Raw genomic sequence first — 20172 nt, forward strand, 5'->3', positions numbered from 1 at the left:
GCCTCAAGACGCCAAATGAGACCTGAAAGTATCAATAGCGTCTGAAGCAGGCTTTCAAATAGCGCTCATGACAGAGCTTTACCGCAAGCGGTTGTTTAAACGTTCATACCAGTGAATTTCTTTTCGCCAGTTCGGCCAAGCTTACAAGGCTAGAGGCGTTCAATTTTTCAAGCAAGCGTATTTTATAAGAGCTGATCGTTTTGTTGCTGATCAGTAACTCATCAGCTATTTGTTTATTCGTGTATCCCAACGCCAGATAACGAAGAACGGTGAGCTCTCGATCGGTCAGCGTACTTAACAATGTAGCCTCGTCAGATTTCCCTGCGTCATTGCGAACGTCATTGAGCGTTTGGCTAGGAAAAAAACTGTAGCCCGACAACACTGCACGCACACCAGCGAGTAGCTCCGCTGGGTCCTCCTGCTTAAACACAAAACCGGCAGCCCCAGCCCGCATGCACCTGTGGGCAAGGTAAGCAGGTTCCTGTGCACTTAGTACCAGGACTTTTGGCGGCGTTGCCAATGTCTGGATACGGGCGATTACCTCCAACCCATCGAGGTTCGGAATACCTATATCAAGCAGCACCAGGCCAGGGTTCAGCTCTCGAGCTAAACTGACACCATCGACCCCATTGTCCGCCTCCCCCACCACCTCGTGCCCGTCACGCTCCAACAACAAACGAACAGCTAATCGTAGTATCGGATGATCATCAACAATCAGTATTTTTCCCACTGTCTACACCTGATAATGGTATTAAAAGATCGACTGCGCCCGCGACCTCTGAAGTGATCAGGCGCGATGTCGTCAACATTGTGAGCTCACCATTCGGGCAGCTCTTCAGCCACCATGAATATTTGCTGCATATATTCCTGAACCATAAATTTCGTCGAAAAAACACGAGATTGAGCCTCTGTGACACTCTTATATAGCGCTGTATCTTGGAGACTATCCTCTTTAAGGCGCTGCAGGGTCAAGGCCAAAACTGCAGCCTGGGTTTCAGTGGTGCGATAAGGATGCGCTCCATCAGCCTCAAACGCGCGTAAGCACTCGTAAACTGTTGCGCCGCTCAAACCATCGTCTGCTATAGCCAATAACCTCTGGTAGAACGCTTCGAAATTAGGATCATCCAAAGAGGTTTTGGATAGCGCACCAACTTCAAGCACACGCTGATCCAGGTCAAGGATCGCTTCTTGAGCGGCGAGCACGGCCTGGCTACCAGCGGGGCGAATGGCACCAATGTTCATTCCGTGATCCCTTTATTCAAACAAATCGACTCATCCAACCCGGTAAACCGCAAAATAGCAGACCGGACCTCGCCGGAAATCCGCCCGCACTGCTCCGTCAATAGACCTAATTTCACCATCAATTCCGGGGCCAGTTCTTCGCCGATAGCCCGACCATTCAGTTCGGCAAATTGTTGGTCACAACGAAATCGGTAATATTCCCCGTCGACGAATTCGACATTCATTGTGCCACTCCAATGCAAGCGTAGACGAGCCACAAACTCCTCACCACACGCATCCAAGCGTTGAGGCAATACCACGGTCATAGCTTGGTCCGAGCTGGCGTCGGCTCTGCCCTCTTTCAGCCATCTGGCAAACATGGCCTCCAAACACTCAGGCCGGCCCAGCAAGTCTGCGACTAAATCAACAGCAGTACGATGCAAGATCACCTCTAGACGCTTCTGAAGAGCACTTGCTTGACCCACTGCATGTACGACATCTTGCGCCAGGGCGCAGACGCCCTTGTCATACCCTTGGCGAAAAGCATGCTGATGAATTGCATCCGCTTCGCACTGAGCCGCGTGGATACGGCTATTGGCTTGAGCAATCGCCTGGTCAAGAATGTCGACGGCCTGCGTTTGCTTCTGCAGATGCACTGAGGCGACCCAGACGCTATCCTCAATCAGAAGGTTATCGTGAATGGGAATAATTCTGATCATTTTGTAGAGCCAATTTAAAAATTAATAGATCAGCAGAAGGTATCGGCTGGGTTCCCTGCAGCTCGACTATTTTCTCAGGGAAGAGTAGCGGCAGCCGTGCTACCAGTGCCTCAGGCACCCACTCTCTCCACGCCAGCAATGCGGAAAGCCCACATGCCTGGACTTGGGCCACAGACACCAAAGACGTTTTTTCCTCTTCGCGGGCTTCACGAAGCTTACAGGCTGCGAAGGCCTGGGCTTGCTCAGGCAGGCATAACCAAGTCCCTCCTTGCGCCAGGTGTTGACGCAATTGCTGCGCCCCCAGAGCCAGAGCAATATGAGGCAGGCGGTGCCAATATCTCACCCAATGCGCATACACAGAATCAACCTCCGGCGTAGCCGGCATCGCATTGGGTAGTGCGTCAAGAAAAATCCCATTAAGCGCGCTCCGTTGCCGCGCAGAACTAAGATTGATTGTCCTGCTCAGACGACTTGGATGTAGGTAGGCCAAAGGATCAAACATGATATGTCTCAACCGCGGGGCAAGATCCATCACAGGTCCGCCTTAGTTTGGCGTCGCTTTACTGACCAATACCAATAAGCACTCGATAGGCCGCCTAATAAGACCATCAGAATCAGACCGCCCAGCAGGTAATTCTTATTATGATTCGTGGGTGCCGCTGAAGGCGCAAAGTGCTGAATTTCGCTTTTAGGTGAAAGCACAACTGAAATATCGTCGTAACTGACATCCGAAAAACTGTTTTTCAAAAACCGCTTGATATCACCGATCAATAGTTGTGAGTCTACACCCCGCTCATGCACGATCAGGGCAGAAAGATGTATGGGCGAAGCCTTACGGCCTCCTTCCCCGGCATCCAGGTCATAACTGACGTGCACCCTGGCCCGGACAATCTTTTCCAGTGTGGCCAATGTTTGTTCCAGGCGTTGCTCCAAGGCTGAGAACAATCTGGCTTTCTCTGCTCGGGGCGAAGCAACCAGCGAATCCTGTGGGAACATTTGTGCAACCTCAAGCCGAGGCTTGGGTGGCAGGTCATGCAATTGTAACAAGTCAACTGCAGCGGTAAAATCCAACTGGCGGACGTGGACGCTATAGCCATTCTTGCCCTGATCGACTTTGACCGCCTCAATATTGTTACGCTGCAGTACAGCGATAACAGCATTTATCTGGTGCTGATCTAATCCGTCCAGCAGATCCGCCTGACGACAGCCTACCAACCCCAAGAACACCAATCCGAGTAATAGCCACCGCAGTATCATGAGCGCATCAATGCCTCAACGGCCCCCACGGCCTTACGTGTAAGTGTACTGACCATGGAGATATCGAGATTATAATTCGCGGTTTGCTGTTGCAGTTCGAAGAGAACCTCTGGGTCGCTGAGCATTCCCGGACGCGACAAAATTGAGTTGATTGCGGATACATAGTGTTCTGCTTCCACGCTTTTTTCAGAAAAGGCCTGGATAAGCCGGCCTTCCAAAGATTCTGACGCATCACTGGCGGGGTTGTTTAAAAAGCTCACCTGTGCGCCAGGAGAAGCGATTAGTTCTAAGCCGGACATAAATACACTCTACACTTAACCAGCCCCGGTACGGGGCCCCAAGATGTGAAAAAAGGAGACCAATTAAGCACTAACGGAAGTTTTGAATAATCGCAGCATCAATATCTTTGAATACCTTTACGGTGTTCGATTGTGCGTTACGAAACAAATTATACTCCGACAACCGAGCTTGATAATCAGCAAGTAGGGAGGGATCTGAAGCATCACCCTTTAGCTTATCCAATGAAGCATCCAATGCCTTTTTAAGATCCGTCACCGACTCATCGAAATCTTGTGAAACTTCGGTCAACCAGCCGCTAGGCGCTGCCGGTTTAGGGCTATTAGTGTTTGCCATGTTTTATTACCTCAAATTTATTAAGTCGGTGCGGGAAAATACCAAGAAGACGGACTCATTTTTATATAACCTTGTGAACCTAGCTGATAGGACTTGCCTTTCAACCAATCGTCATCGAGTTCTAGCGCAAATGAAACATAACGTCCTCCCCATTGCTGATAAAACGACTCAACCAGCTCGCGTACGTTATTTAGTTCACCGTCATTCAACGCACCTCTAACCTTAAACGTGACGCCAGCCGGGTGATGCATTCGTTCAAATGGAACAGCCAAGCGCTGCAAACCATCTTTTGCCAGTGCCTCTAGCTCCAGGTCGCTGCGTCGCTCGATTTTTACTGACTGCACATAAGGCATGTCCTTTAACAAGAAAGTCCTAAGCGCCTCGCCAGCGGCCAAGTCTAAGTGAGCACGCTCCTTACTCAGAACCAGACGGGGAAATTCAGGATTACTCAGATCGAGTCGATGGAATGCTAAACCGGGGTAATGACGAAGCAACTCGCCTTCAACACGCTTTGCTTCCTCGCGTATCGACATCACATCGATGCCAGTACTATTGTTTCGCATCATGACCTGTCGCCCCCAGCTCAGCTCGCGCTCGCTTGAAGCAAACATGTAAATCTTGTCATCGCGGCCTTTAATAATTCTGTAAGGGCTGCTGACCCCGCCAACGACAGACTTCACACTCACCACTGGCGTTGGCCGGCTTTCCCACCAGAAGCAGGCGATCAATACTACGCCACTTAGTAGCATCGCAATTACGCTCTTCACCGAGAGCCTATTAGAAATTGTCCGTGCAAACGTTTCGGGCGCAGGCTCGTCAAACAAACCGTCAACCCAGTCTGCATCCAGCGGACGTAAAGCAATACGCAAACTACCTACACTGTGAATGACTTGATAAGTTAAAGATCGCTCTACTACTTCCTCACCGAATATACGCACCATGACGCCAGACTGTGCAGTTTCTTCAACAAGCACTTCAAAATTACTACTACTACCCTCCAGCGGTATATAAAATGAGTGCTCAGGAAAGGAAACGGCTGATTCATCGTTGAAAAATTCTCTTTCCATACCGACGACGAACAGGTTTTGTTTATCACGCAACTCATACTCACAGCCGCACAGCGGCCCATCCAGAACACGTAGCACGCAACCGAAGTCCGTGGTGCCTTGCTCTTTTTCGCCTAACAACATATTGCCCTTCCACCGTTTTACATCGCGCGATATGGACATAGATTAATGCCAACTCGATATTAAATCTTGATGGATAGAAGTATTATCCATCAAGATTCAAATCACTGCGCATCATGTGATAACGCTCCTGGACACGCTTGGCATAACGCTGCCGTGACGTTGCCCTAGAAGCAGAACCTCCAGCGTTGTAAGCGCCGACAGCTTCCCAGCTATAGCCAAAGCGCCCAATAAACTCTTTCAGTATTGAGGCACCCACAGCGATGCTCAAGCAGGGGTCATTTAATAGTCGGCCTTCGTCGATACCCATCTCACTGAGCCACGGTAGATGGCGACTATTGATTTGCATTAAACCAATATCCCGCGAACCATCATGGTTATGATTCAGCGCATCTGTTCGCAGCGAAGACTCGACTTGTGCTATAGCAAAAAGAAGCTCTGGTTCAATGTCGTAGGACGCTCCCACCTGTTCCCAGCAGAAAGCATCCGCCCAAGAAGGCCTTGTCAACAGTAGCAGGCCGACCAAGAGATATCGGGTCAAAGCAGCCTCCCCGCGAACCTGGCCGATTCTCGCAGGCGTCTTTGGCTGACAAGACAAACAGGACACTCTTCAAATAACCTGGATCCACCGGACAATGGTGCGGCGCTCGAATGGACTGCAAGTTCAACTTTTTTATATATTCTCATGCTTAGGCAGCACTCCGACTCGCCCCAGAAGTGAACCGTTCAATAGGCTCTGGAGCGGAGGGATTCAATCGGCGCAGTGTCAAGGTGCCGCACTGGTTGACCAGCTCTAAACACATACGTCGACCGTTCTGCAATCCACCCAGCTCATCCAGCATTTGAGTGTCGCAGATAAGTGCGGTGACAATAGACGGCGCGTGAGCGGAATCTGAACGACCACTACTGGCACCATTCGGGGTTAACTTCACAGAGTGCGCAATCGCGATCGAGTGCGTGGTTTCAGGTATGGATATAACAGGCCGAACAAACCGATAGCCTTTGCCATAGATGGTTGCGATATAACTTTTGCTATCTGACGAGCGCAGTATTTTGCGCAAGATATAAATACAACGGCTAAGAGACTCCTCCCCCACCGCCTGATGTGGCCAGATACTATCCAGCAACCTATCCTTGCTCAGCTCCCGCCCCTCAGAGGCAAGCAATAGTTCAAGGAGCCTGGATTCTTTAGGAGGCAAATGAACACACTCACTGCCTAACCAAAGACCTCTGTTTTTTCTCCAAACCCACTTCCCAAATGCCACATCTTCAGTAAAAGAAGGATTAACTATGTCAGTCACTTTTCTAACCTCGCCAGTATAATGCGCCGCCAAAACGACTACCCAAAATCGATGGAGCTATACTAGAGGCAAGAAAGGCGCCGGGTGGATAAGAAACGACCACAATAGCGCCGGAAACATCCAGTACGACACAAGAAATTTCTGACGCACTAGTAGCGCACAGGCTCATAGAATGATTGATGCTTAAGTTGCATAATTGGATTTTTTTATTATTTTAAGACGCTTTACGGCATTACTTTACGTATTTTCGTTCAGCGCGAGCGCTGTTTTAACGTGCAAATACATATCCTCCACGCTATGACTAGTCGCTACCAGCGACACATTCAAATCAATTTTAAATACCTCATTCAACTGCAAGCCTATATCAATTAAGTCTAACGAATCCGCCATAAGCTGCTCAATAATTAGTGTCTTGCTAGTTATCTTTTCTTGAGCAAGTCTGAAGTGATAGGCTAATAGTGCTCGTAGCATACTAAATACTGGATCAATTTCATTCACCCCCCGCCCTCCACCTCATATTACTGCGCTTGAACAAGCCGTGAAGTTGATCACTCAAGGAACGTGAATAATGCTTGCAGTTTTTCTATTGTTTGCCTCACGCTTTCATAGTTACGTCGCATTTTGATATTGTTATTTTCAAATGACTTCAACCCACTTTTCAGATCCAATGCAAATTTATTCATGCGGCCGCTGTTCAGCATTTGACTTAACGTCTCAAAACTGGCACTGGAAAGACTTTGGGTATCATCAAAGTTACTCAAATCTCGCTTAAGCAGGTTAACAGCATGCCGTTGGTTCTTCGTGTCAGTACTAGAAACCTGCAAAGAGTAACTCACAGCCTTGAGTATCGCAGTCAGGCTCTCGCGCGCATCGAGCATAATACTGCCGCGTTTACTAAAGTCCCGATCAGTCCAAGGTGCGTATGTTACATTTCCAAAACTCAATACACTCGCTGGCGAGTTTGGATTGAGTTTATGTCGGAGTTCAACATCATCATTTTTTTTATCGCGTTCAGGGCTGTTGAGAGTCACCCGATCAAGGGTATCATTTCGATCTCCGTCAAACTTTTCAATTAGCGCTCTAACTGAACTTTTACGATTCAACGGCGACTGTGACGGCGACGACGGCGGCGGCGGCGGCGGCGGCGGTAGCGAATTCAGCTCTGCAACATTCGTCTTATCGTTAACGTCCTGCGGCGTGTCTAGCGCATCAGTTCCAGCAGGTATTGATTCATCAGGCACGCTCTGATCTGAAGTTTTTTTATTTATGGCAGTTGGCTCATGGCTATTTGCCGCGCCTGCCAGAGCTCTCAATAAATCTGCGCTAATATTAATATTCTGCACATTTGAGTTCGTGATTCCTGGTGTGCCTGGCGCATTTTGGCCTCTTCTTTCGGGCGCGGAGGTCGAGCGATCAGTCCCAGAGCCACCGTCGCCCACCTGCTCTTTCGGCGATTTCTCAATCAGTGAACGGCGAAGATCCACCTCGGTCATTACGCACTTTACTACCTCAGATAGTGAAAAAAAATCCAGCACACCGCCAGTTTTACCCTCTGTATTCGTTCTCCTCAGACTATCCATTGTCTCAGCGGCCGCCTGGCTCATGATTTTATCTGCAGGCAACACAGTATCAGTAGGGATCGAAACCCCCCTATTTTTCAAATATGCAGAGATAGCAGGCTTACCAAAATTTTTATTAACATCAGCATAAAAACCGCTGGCTTCTTCATAACGCACCTGCTTCGCCACAGACTGTTTTAAAGCATCAAAACTTTCAACCAGCGAGGCAGACTTTGAGCCAGACGCAATAAGCGAGACTGCCCCTTTTAATTTATCTGCATTATCCTGCAAAAAGGCATTAAGCTCACTAAGTAATTTCTCGGCGACTGAAGGCATATTGGCGGCAGTCACAATTATCACCCGCTGCAAATCGTTCATTTCACGCAGCTGCGAAGCGCTAAGCTTCTGGTAACAACTATTGGCCTCGGGAGAAAAATGTGCCCGCCTGTAATTTGACGCTAACTCATCCAAAGCACCCTTCAAATTACTATGCTTTTCAAGTACTGAGTCCACTGACTCCGCGCCCACTAAATTTCTTAATTGATGTTGACGCACTGTAGCGCCAGCACCTGATGAAAATTTTACTTGTTTGTCTGTATTAACCCCTCTAGCCAACTTTCCACCGAGATAATTTTGGTTATAAGAGTTATCTCTGGGATACAGTCTGGCGATATTTGAAGGAAAAATTGATTCCATAGAGCCACCTACTTCAAATTACTCATAATCTGATTATTGGTCTGTTCGATTGCGCTAATGCTTGATGACAGCGTTTGAATAAAACTTCTCACCAAGCTTGCTGCAGAGTCCAGTTTGTTTGTGAACTGTTGAAGCGTATTTTTTAGCTCTTCCTCTTGGCTGCTAAAAGCTGTTTGCCAAGCTGAATACTTCGCTGAGTCAAACCGAAACCAGTCTCCCGGCTCCATATGACTACCGTGATTTGGCATCATGTCTATCATTTTTTTTAACGGAGTAAGATCCATCATTATTATGCATCCGCCGTCGTCATTCTCAATGATAACCCCTGAACCAAGCTCTGAGAGCCATTTCTCCGCTTCTTCGCGGCTTACGACACTTACATAGCCGTCTTCCTGAGGTGGATATAAAACACCTGTAGGTTGATCGCTATACTTTTCGATCATGGCGTCCAATGCGACCTTCATGGCACCAAATTCGATCCTCACTTCTGATTCGCCAATACCCTCGATCCAATGCGACATCTCTGCTGTAATTTTTTCATTAAAGTCAGAATAAAATTCAGCGTACTGCTCAACAATAAAGAAATAAGATGCTTGATATTCTTTATCCAACTGATCAATAAGTTCTACAATTTTATCCTCCAAAGTTTTCTCAACCTCACTGCTTCGCCCCATATCTGACGATCCTATAGAACTTAATTGCAACGCGCTATTTATCGGTTTTATATAGGCCTCAAGCCTCCCCAAATCAAAAGCACCAGAATACATTGCCTTCTTTAGATTTAACAGCGCACTGGTTTTAGACACAAATGCCTCTTCCAGCAATTCCCTCAGCTTTCGAGAGCCATCATCGTTATTTATATCAACCAATCTCAGCTTGTGCTGAAGTGCCTCGACGCTATTCGACCATAACTGTACACTGCGCAGAAGCTCGGGGCTTTTGTTCTCAGCCCGGCAGCTTTCCACTCCCCTTGTTGATTCGGCGCTAACCGCATCCGCGCGCACCGAATCGGTTTCACTTGCCCCATACACATTGGATGAGCGCGTCGAGGCCCCTGTAAAAACAGCTATATCAGACATACGTTACCTAATTTCGACCATACCAGCCGATAGTGAAGTTAAATTTAAATCTTGCTAGCAATATGATTCAAAGCAGCCACATCTGCTTTTCGATAACTATCATAAAGTTCAAGTAATTTCCTGATCAGATCGCGGCTATAGCCTTCTTCCGTACTAGACGACTGCGACAGCGAGCCCATCACCGAACTGGCCGCTTCTTTAATCATCTGATCTGCCTGCAGGGCCATGGCTTCAATCTGTAGTGCGCTGTTCATCGTCATACCCAGCACTTGCCCACTACTCATCAGCGTTTGCGCTACCAGCTTTAGCTTTTCCGCTTTGAGCATGACTTGCTGGTGCATCTGCTCCAGTTCATTAACACGCGCCTGATCATCAAGCAGGTCGCGCTTCATGATTGCTCGCTCTTCCGTTGTCGTCTGGTGCCCACTCGGCGCGAGTTGCATTTCTTCGGTGCCCGCTCCTTTGTGACGAGTTAATGATTTAAGATTATCTTGGGGATTAATTTGAAGTCCGCCGGAATCAATGGTCAGATTCTTATTTTGAATCTTCAGCCCCAGGTCATTCGCGGGCATTTTATTCTTTTTCAGCGTGACACTTTCTGTATGAATTGCTTTAGCAGAAGCGACAGCACCACCCACCGTCATCGAAAGCGACGTTGCACTGTTGGCAATGGCCGCATGAAACAGTTGTTTACCTTCTTGAACTTTGGCCGCCGCCTTTGATAGCATCTGTTCGAAAGACATGATCGCATAGGCTGATTTTTGTTTATCTTTGGCGGCCCTCGCCTCGAACTCGACAAACAATAACAGTTGATACAGCAGCGCTTGTCGCCCTGTCAGCGTCAGCGGGTCCAGGAACGCCTCAGTTTTTTCCGGTTTCTCAGTTGCGGCGCGAACGGCTTCTGCAAAATCGCTCTCGATGGATACCTCGGTTGCCTGGCTGATTTCCCCGACATTCCCGGTTTTAGGGCCGAGCTTGTCGGCCAGTCGTAAAGCCTCAGGCACCATCTCATACAATGCAATCCTGAGCTTTTGTTGCTCAGCCAGTGTGGGTAGCTCAGCGAGTCCGGCTTCCTTGATGAAGTTCAGCATTTTTTCTATTTGCGGATTTTCGACAGTTACCTGTGCACGAGAGATTACTGCATCGGAAGAAAGCGTCTCAGCGATCGCAAGACGGCTTTCGTTATGTCGGCTCGCATCAACCGCGTTGGTGTTTACAATGGGCCCTTGAGAGGCGGATCCAATATTAATAGACATAGACAAAGCTCATTAAACCGAACGGTTAATTTTATTAACGACTGAGTGCGCCACTGCGAACTGATTTTCCAGATTATCGATCGCTTTCATAAACTGACGCTGCACGTCCTGGACTGCCTCGTGGATCATTTGGATCAATTTAGTCAGCATCTGGTGAAGTTGCTCAATATCCGCGCGACTCAACTCAACTTCAGACAAGGCTTCAGCAGCCTTCATTTCACTGTGCCCCTTGACGACATTCATTGATGCCGTAGAGGTCGCGCCTACGGTTTGAACGCCCGTGCTCATACCATCAAGTATTTTCGAATATCGCTGTATTGAAGCCGCATCACTCTTGAGCCCAAAAAACTCACGCGCCTGGGTGCCGACCTTACTTACAGCTTGGCCCATGCCACGCCCGGCCCCACGTGCGAGTTGCTTGACTAGGTCCGGTACCAGCTTATCCATCAATTTGCCAAGGGCTTGCTCAATGCTCTTCTTGATGCTGCTCTGGGCTATCTTCGCCCCTACTTTGCCGGCAGCAGCGCCGCCCAGGACGACAGCGCCCACCATTGCTGCCGCAGCGAGAATGGCGCCGGTAATCATGCCGATCATCTCGGCTGCCGCCGAATCCACACCCACAGCTTTTAATAACTCGGTGATACCTTTGCCCAACGCTTGAACGATAGGGTTGAACACATGCTCCATGATTGGATTGAGTGCGGCCTCCATAAAGGAGAAGTCAAACAGTGCCTTGCTCACCATATCGCCGGCCATGAGTGCGAGCCCTACAGCTGCGACTGCCAGACTCGCGCCACCTGTGAATACCGCGCCCACGACACTAATTGCCGTAAGGATCCCACCCAATACTTTCCCCAGGCACCCCATGGCCTTTTGCATTTCTTCGGCCTTGCGTACCTCTTCCAGGTACTCGTCGGACTTTTTCTCCAGATAGGCTTGGCGTGCCTTGCTCATTGATTTGTTAAGTTCAAACTGCGCCTGGTTGTCCGCCTCGATCGCCTCCGACATGATTTGCGCAACGCTCAACATCAACTTAAGCAAGAGCCCGGTATTATTTAAGGTTTTTTCAGCGTTGGCACTGTCTGGCCCTGTCAGGCTTTGCTTTCCTTCCAGTTGCTCTTTCAGTGCTTCAGCTTCAGCCTGCTTGGCATTTGCCTTCACCAAAGCATCGTTGTGCGCCGAGGTAGCCGCTTTAACTTGACCGCTTGCCTGGCTCAGTTGCTTGGCTGCGTTATCACGCTTGGCCTGCGCCGCTGCATACAGCGGATCATCCGGATCCATTGCATCCAATTCGGCTTGCGCATGATCCAGCGCACCCTGGGCCGTTTTCTGAGCGCCGAGTGCGCTGTTCAGGTTTTTTTCAGTTTGTTCGGCATCCGTTATTGCTTCGGACGCAGCGTCCACGGCGCCTTGAAACTCCTCGGAACGCTTGGTGCTACTTTCTGCGTGCGCGGCGGCGAACGATCGCAGGATTTCCAGATTGCGCTTAAGGGTAGCCGTGGTGACCCCCTCGACAAGCTCCATGACAGCCGCGAGCACGAGCATGAAATGCTCCTGGGAACTCATGCCTTCTTTTTTTTCATTTTGTACCGGCATACGCAGCATCGGTGCAGACGGATCAAATCGGCCTTGCTCCGTGGACTGGCCCAAGACCACAGTCGCCAATTGCTGCGCCGAGTCTTGCGCCCGCCGGACAAAGTCCGGACTGGCGAAACTTGCTTTCTCGGTGTCCACACGCTGCTCCTGATTCAGGTATGCACCCACAACCCGCGTATCTCTCACCGCATTGATATTATTCATCATCATCCTCGTTAGCGCTGGTAGCTGCAGCCTGGCGCATCGCGTCCAGATAGATCTGTGCCTTTGCGCACAACTCAGCGGTTCCTCGCTCAATGACCAGTTCAAAACATCGTCGAGCCTTGCCCACTCTTCTCAAGGCAAGTTGACATTGCCCTGCATGCAGCATCGAGCTGTAATCAGCTTTGCTTTGTGCAAACACTACCGTGTACATATCCAAGGCTTTTTCGAAGCGCTTCTGCATTTGGTATACAGCGGCGAGCCCCATCCAGTAATCGGTATTGTTAAAGTTATAAATGCACAGGAACCGGAAAAACTTTTCCGCGTCTTCCAATCGTCCCTGACAGTAAAAATCATAGGCATAGCCGTAGAGGCTCTCCATTTGCCCTTCTGAAATACCATGCAGGTCCTGCAGGGTTGCGCCCTCCAGAACGGCTTGCATTACATCCGCTGCTACTTCGTCATCATCTGACATCTGCGAACTCATTTACGTAACTCCTTTGCCGGTTCGCCGGACAGGTTCATTAAGCCAAGCTCTAGCTTTTGGTTCATTCACAAATCACTCATACGGAGGGCTCAGGCGTTTTCCACCTGCTCAAGCCACAGCAACAGCCGCAGCACTTGCTCGACCTCGTCCAGTTTGATCAGGCTGTAACGCGTGTGCGTTTTGAAGATACGCCGCGCCAACGCCACATCAGCCACCACTGGCACCCCCACTTTTTCAGCGTAACGACGCACCGCCAAGGCTCGCTGATTGGTTTCCATCACGGAGATAAAAGGAATGGGCAGTACTTCTGGGTTCATATAAATACCCACCGCAATATGGGTAGGATTAGCAATGACTACCTTGGAGTTGCGTATATCTGATTTGATCTGCTCGGACAGTAACTCTCGATGCAGTTCGCGGCGCCGACCTTTCGTTTCAGGGCTGCCTTCTTGCTCCTTATGCTCATTCTTTACCGACTGCTTATCCATTCGATGTTCCTTGATGAACAGGAAATATTCGATCAACATATCCAGCAGTACGATCAGTACAATGCAGGCAAGCCATATAAGCATCAATGAAAGTAAGAGACTGCCCCATATAGCAAATAGCCCTCCAAGGGGCGCGTAGACGAGCGAAAAAATCCGATCACGTACAACCTGCCAAGTAACGCTTACCGCGACAACAAAGCTGATGAGGTATAACAGCGATTTAATCGCTTCCTTGACGGTACGCAGGCTGAATAGCTTTTTAAAACCATTTACTGGGTTGAGGGCCCCCAGGTTCAACTTCAGCGCTTCGGAGGCTAACTGGAACCCACTGAGCAATAAACTCGGCAGGCCGGACGCAAGCAAGCAAACTAGTATGATAGGCGCCACAACTTTAAACGCGTGTAAAGCAAGGTCCGTTATATAGACCGATGGGGCCAGGCTGAAACCGCTTTGAATATAGCGCCGGTAGAGCGCCATTAATTCCAGCAACGATACGCTGCCCACTAAAAAGGTAATGCCGCACAGCATCAAACAGGTAGTCACCAAGTCTTTGGACTTAAATGTCTGGCCGCGCTTTGCGGCGTCCCGTAGGCGTTTTGCTGTGGGCTTCTCGGTTTTTGAAGACGCAGACATTTAATCGACTCCCGCGTCTATCCAAGAAGCAAACCCAAGTGAATTATGAGCGAGTCGGAGAATTTCATCTGGCAAGTAAGCACCGAAATACAACAGAACCATCAATAGTGCGATACTGCCTTTAATCGTCAGCGACACTGAGAAAGCGTTCATCTGAGGTGCAAAACGCGACAACAAGCCGAGCACGACTTCACTGAGCAATAGTACGGTTACGACGGGTGCACTCAATAACAGGCTACGGGTGACCAAGCCGTCAAGCATTCCTAATACAGGCGGGAGGCCAGGCAGGCATGCCCCCAAAGGATCGCAGAGGTGATAACTTGCTTTCAACGTTTCAACCATCAGCAGCAAGCCGCCACCTTCAAGGTAAACCGCCGCTGCAAATAAATTGAAGAAGTTCGCCAGTTCTGAGGTATCCACACCATTAGCGGGGTCTACAGTACTGCTCAGCATGGCCCCGCGCTGGTTATCAATCAGACAACCGAGGGCATGCAATGCCCAGAACGGCCAGCAAAGTAAGCAGCCGAGGAGCACGCCGACGCCTGCCTCACGCAGCATCAACCCCATGTAGTGCAAGCTATCCATGGCCGGCAACTCAGCAGCGGAATACGGCCAAAGCGCAAATGCCACCAGCACAATTACAGCGTTACGAGCCACACCGGATAGCACACCGCTATTGAGGAATGGCAGCATGAAAAACACCGGGGCCAATCGTGCAAACCCAAGGGCCGCCCCGGCCAACCAGAGATGTAAATCGAAGAATAAGGGCAATACCATACATTAACCTGTATGGCGCAACGCCAAGCGGAACGCTTCACGAGAAAAGTTAAGCAACGTTTGCCCGTACCAGCCAGACAACATAAACATACATAAACTGACCGTCAGCAATTTGAAACCGAAGGGGAGCGTCTGTTCTTGCAACTGGGTCACTGTCTGGAACAAACCAACCAGCAACCCCACCACCGTCGCGGCAATCACGGGAGGGGCAGAAAGCATGAGGATCAAATAAAGCGTTTTGTTCCCGACAAACACCAAATCGTTCATTGGGCGTCTCCCTAAAAAGTCAATTCAAGATATTGACCAATCAGCCCTGTGGAAAGCAGGGTCCAGCCATCCAATGCAACGAATAGAATGAGCTTTATCGGGACCGATATAATTACCGGACTCATCATCATCATCCCCAACGCCAGCAAGATACTTGAAATTACAAGATCGACAATGACAAAGGGAAGATACAAATAAAATCCGATTTTAAAGGCACTTTTTATTTCGCTTAGCGCATAAGCTGGCAACAACGAAAATAAAGAGGCACGCGGCGCCTCGGCGTCGGCATAACCTTGCTCTCTCTCTACTCGATCCTCTCGCTCAAGCTGGGCGCGTTCAAAAAATTGCGTTAACTCAGGATCGGTGTATTTTTCCAAATAGGCACGGTATTCCTGCAGACCGGTATCGGTGAACTCGACGACTGCGTCGACGCTGTTGAAACTAACCGGGTGCTCCTGGTAATAGCTATAAGCTGACTGCACCACTGGCATCATTACGAAAAACGAGAGCAGCAACGCAACGCCGTTCAATGTCATATTTGAGGGTACTTGTTGCAACCCTAAGGCGTTACGCAGCATGACGAAAACGATCGAAAACTTTATATAGCAGGTTCCTGACGCAATCAGAAATGGCAACAGTGTCGCGAACGACAGCAGTGCAATCATTGAGATGTCATTCGACATGCTCGTTACCTTCAATAAACAACTCCATTAACTCAACGCCCAGGCTGCCATCGAGTTGAACTAATTCTCCTCGCGCCAAGCGAAGGCCATTGGCTCGCAGCTCAACACTCCGCTCAGCACCTGGCACGAGGGGCAGAATCCCTCCTTCGTTCAGTGCTTTCAGCTCGCTGAGGTCAAGTACGCTTTCTTGCAGCACAAACTCCAGGCGCACCGGTAAATGCCCCAGATCAACGACCGGATTAAGCCTGTTTTTTTCATGTGTCTTTTCGAGCGTGTGCACCTGTATTCCCTCTCCGGTTAGATCAAAGTGGCCAAGGCGACGGCCCGCCATGATGAAGTATTGCGCCTTATCGGCCAGTAACAGTACGCCGCCCTTAGCCAATCGACGCAGGATAGGCATACTCACGTCGGTATAGCCAAGTACCACACTTATAGGAAAAGATAATTTCGTTAGTCTGTGCTCAAGCGAGTTATTCATCGGTGTGAATATCTCAGGCAAGGCCGATAACCAAAGTTGACCAAATGGGGTCTGTATACTGGGTAATTTTTTAACGCCGTAGTCCGCTCCTCTTTGTATCTCGCACGAAATAACACGTTTAATCGCCAACTCATTAAACGGCAAGTCCAGCGGTTGGGGCGATGCAGCAAATAATTCAACAATACGTTCGTTAGTTACCCCCTGCGGCGCATAGCCTGCGAGGCCAGGTACTGCCGCAGCCAGCCATTCACGGGGTTCCAACAGACCACGCCAGCGGCCTTGCAGCGCCTCGGCCTCGAAATGCAAATACTGCGTAGCAGAGCACAGTGAAGCGGCCTTCAACTCATTACCAGCAGAACCCCAAAGTGCAAGTAGACGCTCGTCGTTGCGCTCTTTCGGATCGTAACGACGCAAGGACAATTGTCTCATCCGCTTTGCTCCTCGGCCGACTCTTCTTCTTCGTAGCGATGCCCGTTTCCTCCGCCCTGGCCTTGATCCTGAGTCAATCGCCAGGAGGGCTCACGCGCCGCCGGAAAGTGGTGTAATAGCTCACGATGAAGCCCTGGATCATTGCTACTGATCTGTAGCCGCATGCCGGAATCATGCTCCTGTCGTTGCACCACCACTTGGCCAAACGCTTTTGGAGAGTTGAACTCATAAACGAGTTTGCTCCCCCCTTCGATCGGTGCAGCTTCCGTTTGTATGCGCTGCTCCCCTGGGAGCTGCGTACGCGGCTGAGGCCCGACGATTTCGGAGGGAGTACTTCCAATACTCAAGTAAGCGCCTGACCGCGCAGCAGGGATCGACTGGACAAGCTCAGGTTGTGATGGGGTGTCATTAGTCGCGGTTTGCGCTGTGGCTAAGCTCCAGACGTCGAGGCCTTGGTGAATAACCACCTGGTCACCCGATGCCCGTTCCACGGGGCCATTCATTACTGGTATCGCTGCCGAAACTCGCTCATGTACTGGCTTTTCCACGGCGATCCTTTTCACCTTAGAGGCGGCAGCGCCCGCCTCTACAAAACGTTCAAGCGCTGGCCGATGAAACTTCAAGCGCGGCGCTGGGCTCTCCACCTGTTGGAACGAATCTACTGCGAACTTTGAGTGGTGAACATCTGATTCCAGTGCTTGCGTATTTGCCGGTGCTTTTATCGAGCTCAATGGACTCTTTTGTACATCGACACTCACCTGTACTTTTTGCGCCTTATCCAGCATATTTTGGTCGCCGCCCGCGAAGACAACAGGGACATGCGCCAACAGCGCTCTCAATGTTTCCGGCAGTTGATCAACTTGGTCTTTTATCAAGTCATCCTCCCTAACTGCGAACTCTAGAGCTTGGTCGAGCTGATCCGCAATAGCGTCACCCTCAACAGACAGTGGGACCACTTTAATGCTGGGGGACGGGGGGATATTTACTTCGCCCATGGGGTTAGCTCCTCCTGTTCTAGTTCATCACGGCACAATGCGGCGAGCCTACGCGCACGCTTAAGTTGCACCAGCCGATGTTGGTATTTCTGCTGCTTTTTCACACACACTAGGTACGCTTCACGGGCGTTGGCCAGTTCCGGTTCTACTATCTGCTTATCGGCCAGCAACCGAGAACGCTCTAAGGCGAGCACATGCATCTGGCGACGAATAACTGCTTGGCGGCGCTGGACCTCGAACAGCTCTCCCCTGTCCAGCCGTTTTGAGCTCGGATCATGAGAAGCTAATAACGCCTTCAAACTACATACACGCTCATCCATTTCATCTACTTGCCTTGAAAGACGCGTTATGCGCTCACTAATCCGAGCCATGTTGGCCTCGTGGCGCCGTTGGCGCTGCGCCACACCTCGCAGCAAGCGGGTCATACCATGAATATGGCTCACAGCTGCTCCTGTATCCGCCTTTCTCGGCAGCTAATACTGGGGGGTCAAGCCGCTTTAAGTCTTGATTGGATATTGATTGGGGAAAATCAACTCACCAAGCATTGCAAACTATCCAGTGTCTCGCTCCACGCACACTCTTCAGCCATAGGTTGGGACAACCATTCGCGTATTGCCTCCGAACGGTCCATGACGAAATCATTTTTAGCATCGAGCCCAGGCTTGTACTCGCCTAGATCGATCAGTATCTGCAGATCGTCAAGACGCCCGAGCATCTCCCGCAATTTCGCTGCCAAGCGCTGATGGTCTGTATCAGTAACTTGAGCCGCAACCCGACTGGCACTGCGTAATAAATCGATCGCGGGGTACTGGCCTTTTTCCGCAAGTGTACGGCTGAGGTAGATATGACCGTCGAGGATAGAGCGGATCTCCTCAGCAATAGGATCAGGTTCGTCATCGCTTTCCAGCAGTACCGTGCAAAAGGCCGTGATGCTACCGCTCTCTGTTACGCCTGGCCGTTCCAGCAGGCGCGGTAAACAATCGAATACAGAGGCTGGATAACCCCGCCGAGCGGGTGCCTCACCCGCCGCCAGTGCCAGGTCTCGCCGTGCCCTGGCATAACGTGTCATGGAGTCTTGGAACAACACTACCCTCCCCCCTTGATCGCGAAAGTATTCGGCAACGGTGGTTGCCAGCAGCGCAGCATTACAGCGATCAACGGATGCTTGATCAGAGGTTGCATAAACGACTATGCAGCGACTGCGCTTGGGTGAAAGGCGCAATGCCTCGACAAACTCCGTCACTTCACGACCTCGCTCGCCGATCAAACCGATGACGAAGACATCCGCCTGACAATGTTCAATTAACATATTCATCAAGGAAGTCTTACCCGAACCGGCGGATGCAAAAATGCCCACGCGTTGCCCGACACCGCAGGTTAAAACGCCATCGATCGTGCGTATGCCGGTTATCAGCGGTTCACGCACTGATCGGCGCTGAAAGTAAGGCGGAGGGTCAGCGTCCAGTGGTAGAAGCACGCTCTCCCTGCCGCTTGCCGGCTCCGACAGACGTTCGACAACTTGACCACTGGCATCAATGACCGTGCCCAATAATTGCGCGCTGCAATTGAGCTGGGCGCCCCCCCCCGTGGGCAATAAGATGGATTCGCGGGATAAACCTCGCGCTTCACCCAACAGGCTCAGTAAAACCGTATCCGCGCGAAAGCCTATGACTTGCGCCTTAGCGACGGACGTCTCATCCAACCAGTGTCGCCGCACCTCACAGAGCTCGCCAATAACCACATTGCGTAAACGCGCCTCTAGGATCGGCCCCGCGGCTCGTTGTGGATGAGCGCCGCAGCGCAGTATTGTGCTACGCTTCACCGACGAAGAGCTTCACTGCAATTTGTAAGACTTTCTAGGAATTGATCGAGCGCCGCGGCCATATGTTGGGGATCGCCCAATGCCATCTCACCGAGCAATACTCGCAGTTCCAACACACCATCAAGATTCAGCAGCTGTGCCTGCCGAGGACGCGCATAGTCGCAAGCACGCATCAACTCAGTCAGCAGCGCATCCGAACAGTAGGATATCTGGGAAGCAGAAAACTCACCCAGTTCAGACCAGATCCAAAAGTCATTATTTTCTGAACCAATATAAACGCTCGGCAGCCCGTCCAGCTCCAAGGCAATAGTAGAGTAACCATCAAAATTACCGATCTGGCCCCCAGTACAGCCACTATGTTCCAACGCTCCTCGTACGAGCATACCAATATCTAAATTCATGACTTAT

The 20172-nt window shown here is 50.3% G+C and carries 25 protein-coding genes; all 25 read right to left on the bottom strand.

Features of this window, described 5'->3' with window-relative positions; translation table 11 throughout:
* Positions 1–103: 103 nt before the first annotated feature.
* Complete coding sequence (locus QF045_RS19615) at positions 104–730, bottom strand: response regulator transcription factor (RefSeq protein WP_124362279.1); 627 nt, start codon at positions 728–730, stop codon at positions 104–106.
* A gap of 86 nt (positions 731–816) precedes the next feature.
* Positions 817–1242 (bottom strand): hypothetical protein, encoded by a 426-nt coding sequence (locus QF045_RS19620; RefSeq protein ID WP_124362278.1) that lies wholly within the window; start codon positions 1240–1242, stop codon positions 817–819.
* Positions 1239–1940, bottom strand: coding sequence for a hypothetical protein (locus tag QF045_RS19625; protein ID WP_124362277.1), 702 nt, complete (start codon positions 1938–1940; stop codon positions 1239–1241). The genes QF045_RS19620 and QF045_RS19625 overlap by 4 nt, the downstream gene beginning before the upstream one ends.
* The gene (locus QF045_RS19630) at positions 1912–2442 is read right to left on the bottom strand and encodes a secretion system protein (RefSeq protein WP_164484529.1); all 531 of its coding nucleotides are present in this window, start codon (positions 2440–2442) and stop codon (positions 1912–1914) included. The genes QF045_RS19625 and QF045_RS19630 overlap by 29 nt, the downstream gene beginning before the upstream one ends.
* Positions 2443–2471: 29 nt before the next feature.
* The gene (locus tag QF045_RS19635) at positions 2472–3197 is read right to left on the bottom strand and encodes an EscJ/YscJ/HrcJ family type III secretion inner membrane ring protein (protein WP_124362275.1); all 726 of its coding nucleotides are present in this window, start codon (positions 3195–3197) and stop codon (positions 2472–2474) included.
* Entirely contained in the window at positions 3194–3496 is a 303-nt protein-coding gene (gene sctI, locus QF045_RS19640) for a type III secretion system inner rod subunit SctI (protein WP_124362274.1), read from the bottom strand. The genes QF045_RS19635 and sctI overlap by 4 nt, the downstream gene beginning before the upstream one ends.
* A 70-nt stretch (positions 3497–3566) precedes the next feature.
* On the bottom strand, positions 3567–3830 hold the full coding sequence (locus QF045_RS19645) for a type III secretion system needle complex protein (RefSeq protein WP_124362273.1): 264 nt from the start codon (positions 3828–3830) through the stop codon (positions 3567–3569).
* A gap of 20 nt (positions 3831–3850) precedes the next feature.
* Positions 3851–5020 (bottom strand): PrgH/EprH family type III secretion apparatus protein, encoded by a 1170-nt coding sequence (locus QF045_RS19650; RefSeq protein ID WP_164485246.1) that lies wholly within the window; start codon positions 5018–5020, stop codon positions 3851–3853.
* Positions 5021–5102: 82 nt separating this feature from the next.
* The gene (locus QF045_RS19655; RefSeq protein ID WP_124362271.1) at positions 5103–5558 is read right to left on the bottom strand and encodes a transglycosylase SLT domain-containing protein; all 456 of its coding nucleotides are present in this window, start codon (positions 5556–5558) and stop codon (positions 5103–5105) included.
* Between the two features lie 148 nt (positions 5559–5706).
* On the bottom strand, positions 5707–6318 hold the full coding sequence (locus QF045_RS19660; protein WP_256660166.1) for a winged helix-turn-helix domain-containing protein: 612 nt from the start codon (positions 6316–6318) through the stop codon (positions 5707–5709).
* Positions 6319–6555: 237 nt separating this feature from the next.
* Complete coding sequence (locus QF045_RS19665) at positions 6556–6816, bottom strand: phosphopantetheine-binding protein (RefSeq protein WP_124362270.1); 261 nt, start codon at positions 6814–6816, stop codon at positions 6556–6558.
* Positions 6817–6866: 50 nt separating this feature from the next.
* Entirely contained in the window at positions 6867–8573 is a 1707-nt protein-coding gene (locus QF045_RS19670) for a hypothetical protein (protein WP_306493676.1), read from the bottom strand.
* Positions 8574–8581: 8 nt separating this feature from the next.
* A complete protein-coding gene (locus QF045_RS19675) occupies positions 8582–9652 on the bottom strand; it encodes an IpaD/SipD/SspD family type III secretion system needle tip protein (RefSeq protein WP_124362268.1) in 1071 nt (356 codons plus the stop codon).
* 44 nt (positions 9653–9696) lie between these two features.
* Positions 9697–10908, bottom strand: a complete 1212-nt coding sequence (locus QF045_RS19680) for an IpaC/SipC family type III secretion system effector (protein WP_124362267.1) — start codon at positions 10906–10908, stop codon at positions 9697–9699.
* 12 nt (positions 10909–10920) lie between these two features.
* A complete protein-coding gene (sctE, locus tag QF045_RS19685) occupies positions 10921–12708 on the bottom strand; it encodes a type III secretion system translocon subunit SctE (RefSeq protein WP_164485245.1) in 1788 nt (595 codons plus the stop codon).
* Complete coding sequence (gene sicA / locus QF045_RS19690) at positions 12701–13192, bottom strand: type III secretion system translocator chaperone SicA (protein ID WP_124362265.1); 492 nt, start codon at positions 13190–13192, stop codon at positions 12701–12703. The genes sctE and sicA overlap by 8 nt, the downstream gene beginning before the upstream one ends.
* Before the next feature lie 89 nt (positions 13193–13281).
* Positions 13282–14313, bottom strand: coding sequence for an EscU/YscU/HrcU family type III secretion system export apparatus switch protein (locus QF045_RS19695; RefSeq protein ID WP_124362264.1), 1032 nt, complete (start codon positions 14311–14313; stop codon positions 13282–13284).
* Positions 14314–15090: a type III secretion system export apparatus subunit SctT gene (gene sctT, locus QF045_RS19700; protein WP_124362263.1), complete on the bottom strand. Its 777-nt coding sequence runs from the start codon at positions 15088–15090 to the stop codon at positions 14314–14316.
* A 3-nt stretch (positions 15091–15093) separates the two neighbouring features.
* Entirely contained in the window at positions 15094–15357 is a 264-nt protein-coding gene (locus QF045_RS19705) for an EscS/YscS/HrcS family type III secretion system export apparatus protein (protein ID WP_124362262.1), read from the bottom strand.
* 11 nt (positions 15358–15368) lie between these two features.
* A complete protein-coding gene (locus tag QF045_RS19710; protein WP_124429286.1) occupies positions 15369–16040 on the bottom strand; it encodes an EscR/YscR/HrcR family type III secretion system export apparatus protein in 672 nt (223 codons plus the stop codon).
* Entirely contained in the window at positions 16030–16947 is a 918-nt protein-coding gene (locus QF045_RS19715) for a FliM/FliN family flagellar motor switch protein (protein ID WP_124362260.1), read from the bottom strand. Before QF045_RS19715 ends, QF045_RS19710 begins: the two co-directional genes overlap by 11 nt.
* The gene (locus QF045_RS19720; RefSeq protein ID WP_124362259.1) at positions 16944–17942 is read right to left on the bottom strand and encodes a hypothetical protein; all 999 of its coding nucleotides are present in this window, start codon (positions 17940–17942) and stop codon (positions 16944–16946) included. Before QF045_RS19720 ends, QF045_RS19715 begins: the two co-directional genes overlap by 4 nt.
* The gene (locus QF045_RS19725; RefSeq protein ID WP_124362258.1) at positions 17930–18385 is read right to left on the bottom strand and encodes a hypothetical protein; all 456 of its coding nucleotides are present in this window, start codon (positions 18383–18385) and stop codon (positions 17930–17932) included. The genes QF045_RS19720 and QF045_RS19725 overlap by 13 nt, the downstream gene beginning before the upstream one ends.
* An 86-nt stretch (positions 18386–18471) precedes the next feature.
* Complete coding sequence (sctN, locus tag QF045_RS19730) at positions 18472–19764, bottom strand: type III secretion system ATPase SctN (protein WP_124362257.1); 1293 nt, start codon at positions 19762–19764, stop codon at positions 18472–18474.
* Positions 19761–20165, bottom strand: coding sequence for a hypothetical protein (locus QF045_RS19735; RefSeq protein WP_306493677.1), 405 nt, complete (start codon positions 20163–20165; stop codon positions 19761–19763). Before QF045_RS19735 ends, sctN begins: the two co-directional genes overlap by 4 nt.
* Positions 20166–20172: the final 7 nt, after the last annotated feature.

Source organism: Pseudomonas sp. W4I3 (assembly GCF_030816195.1).
Taxonomy (GTDB): Bacteria; Pseudomonadota; Gammaproteobacteria; order Pseudomonadales; family Pseudomonadaceae; genus Aquipseudomonas.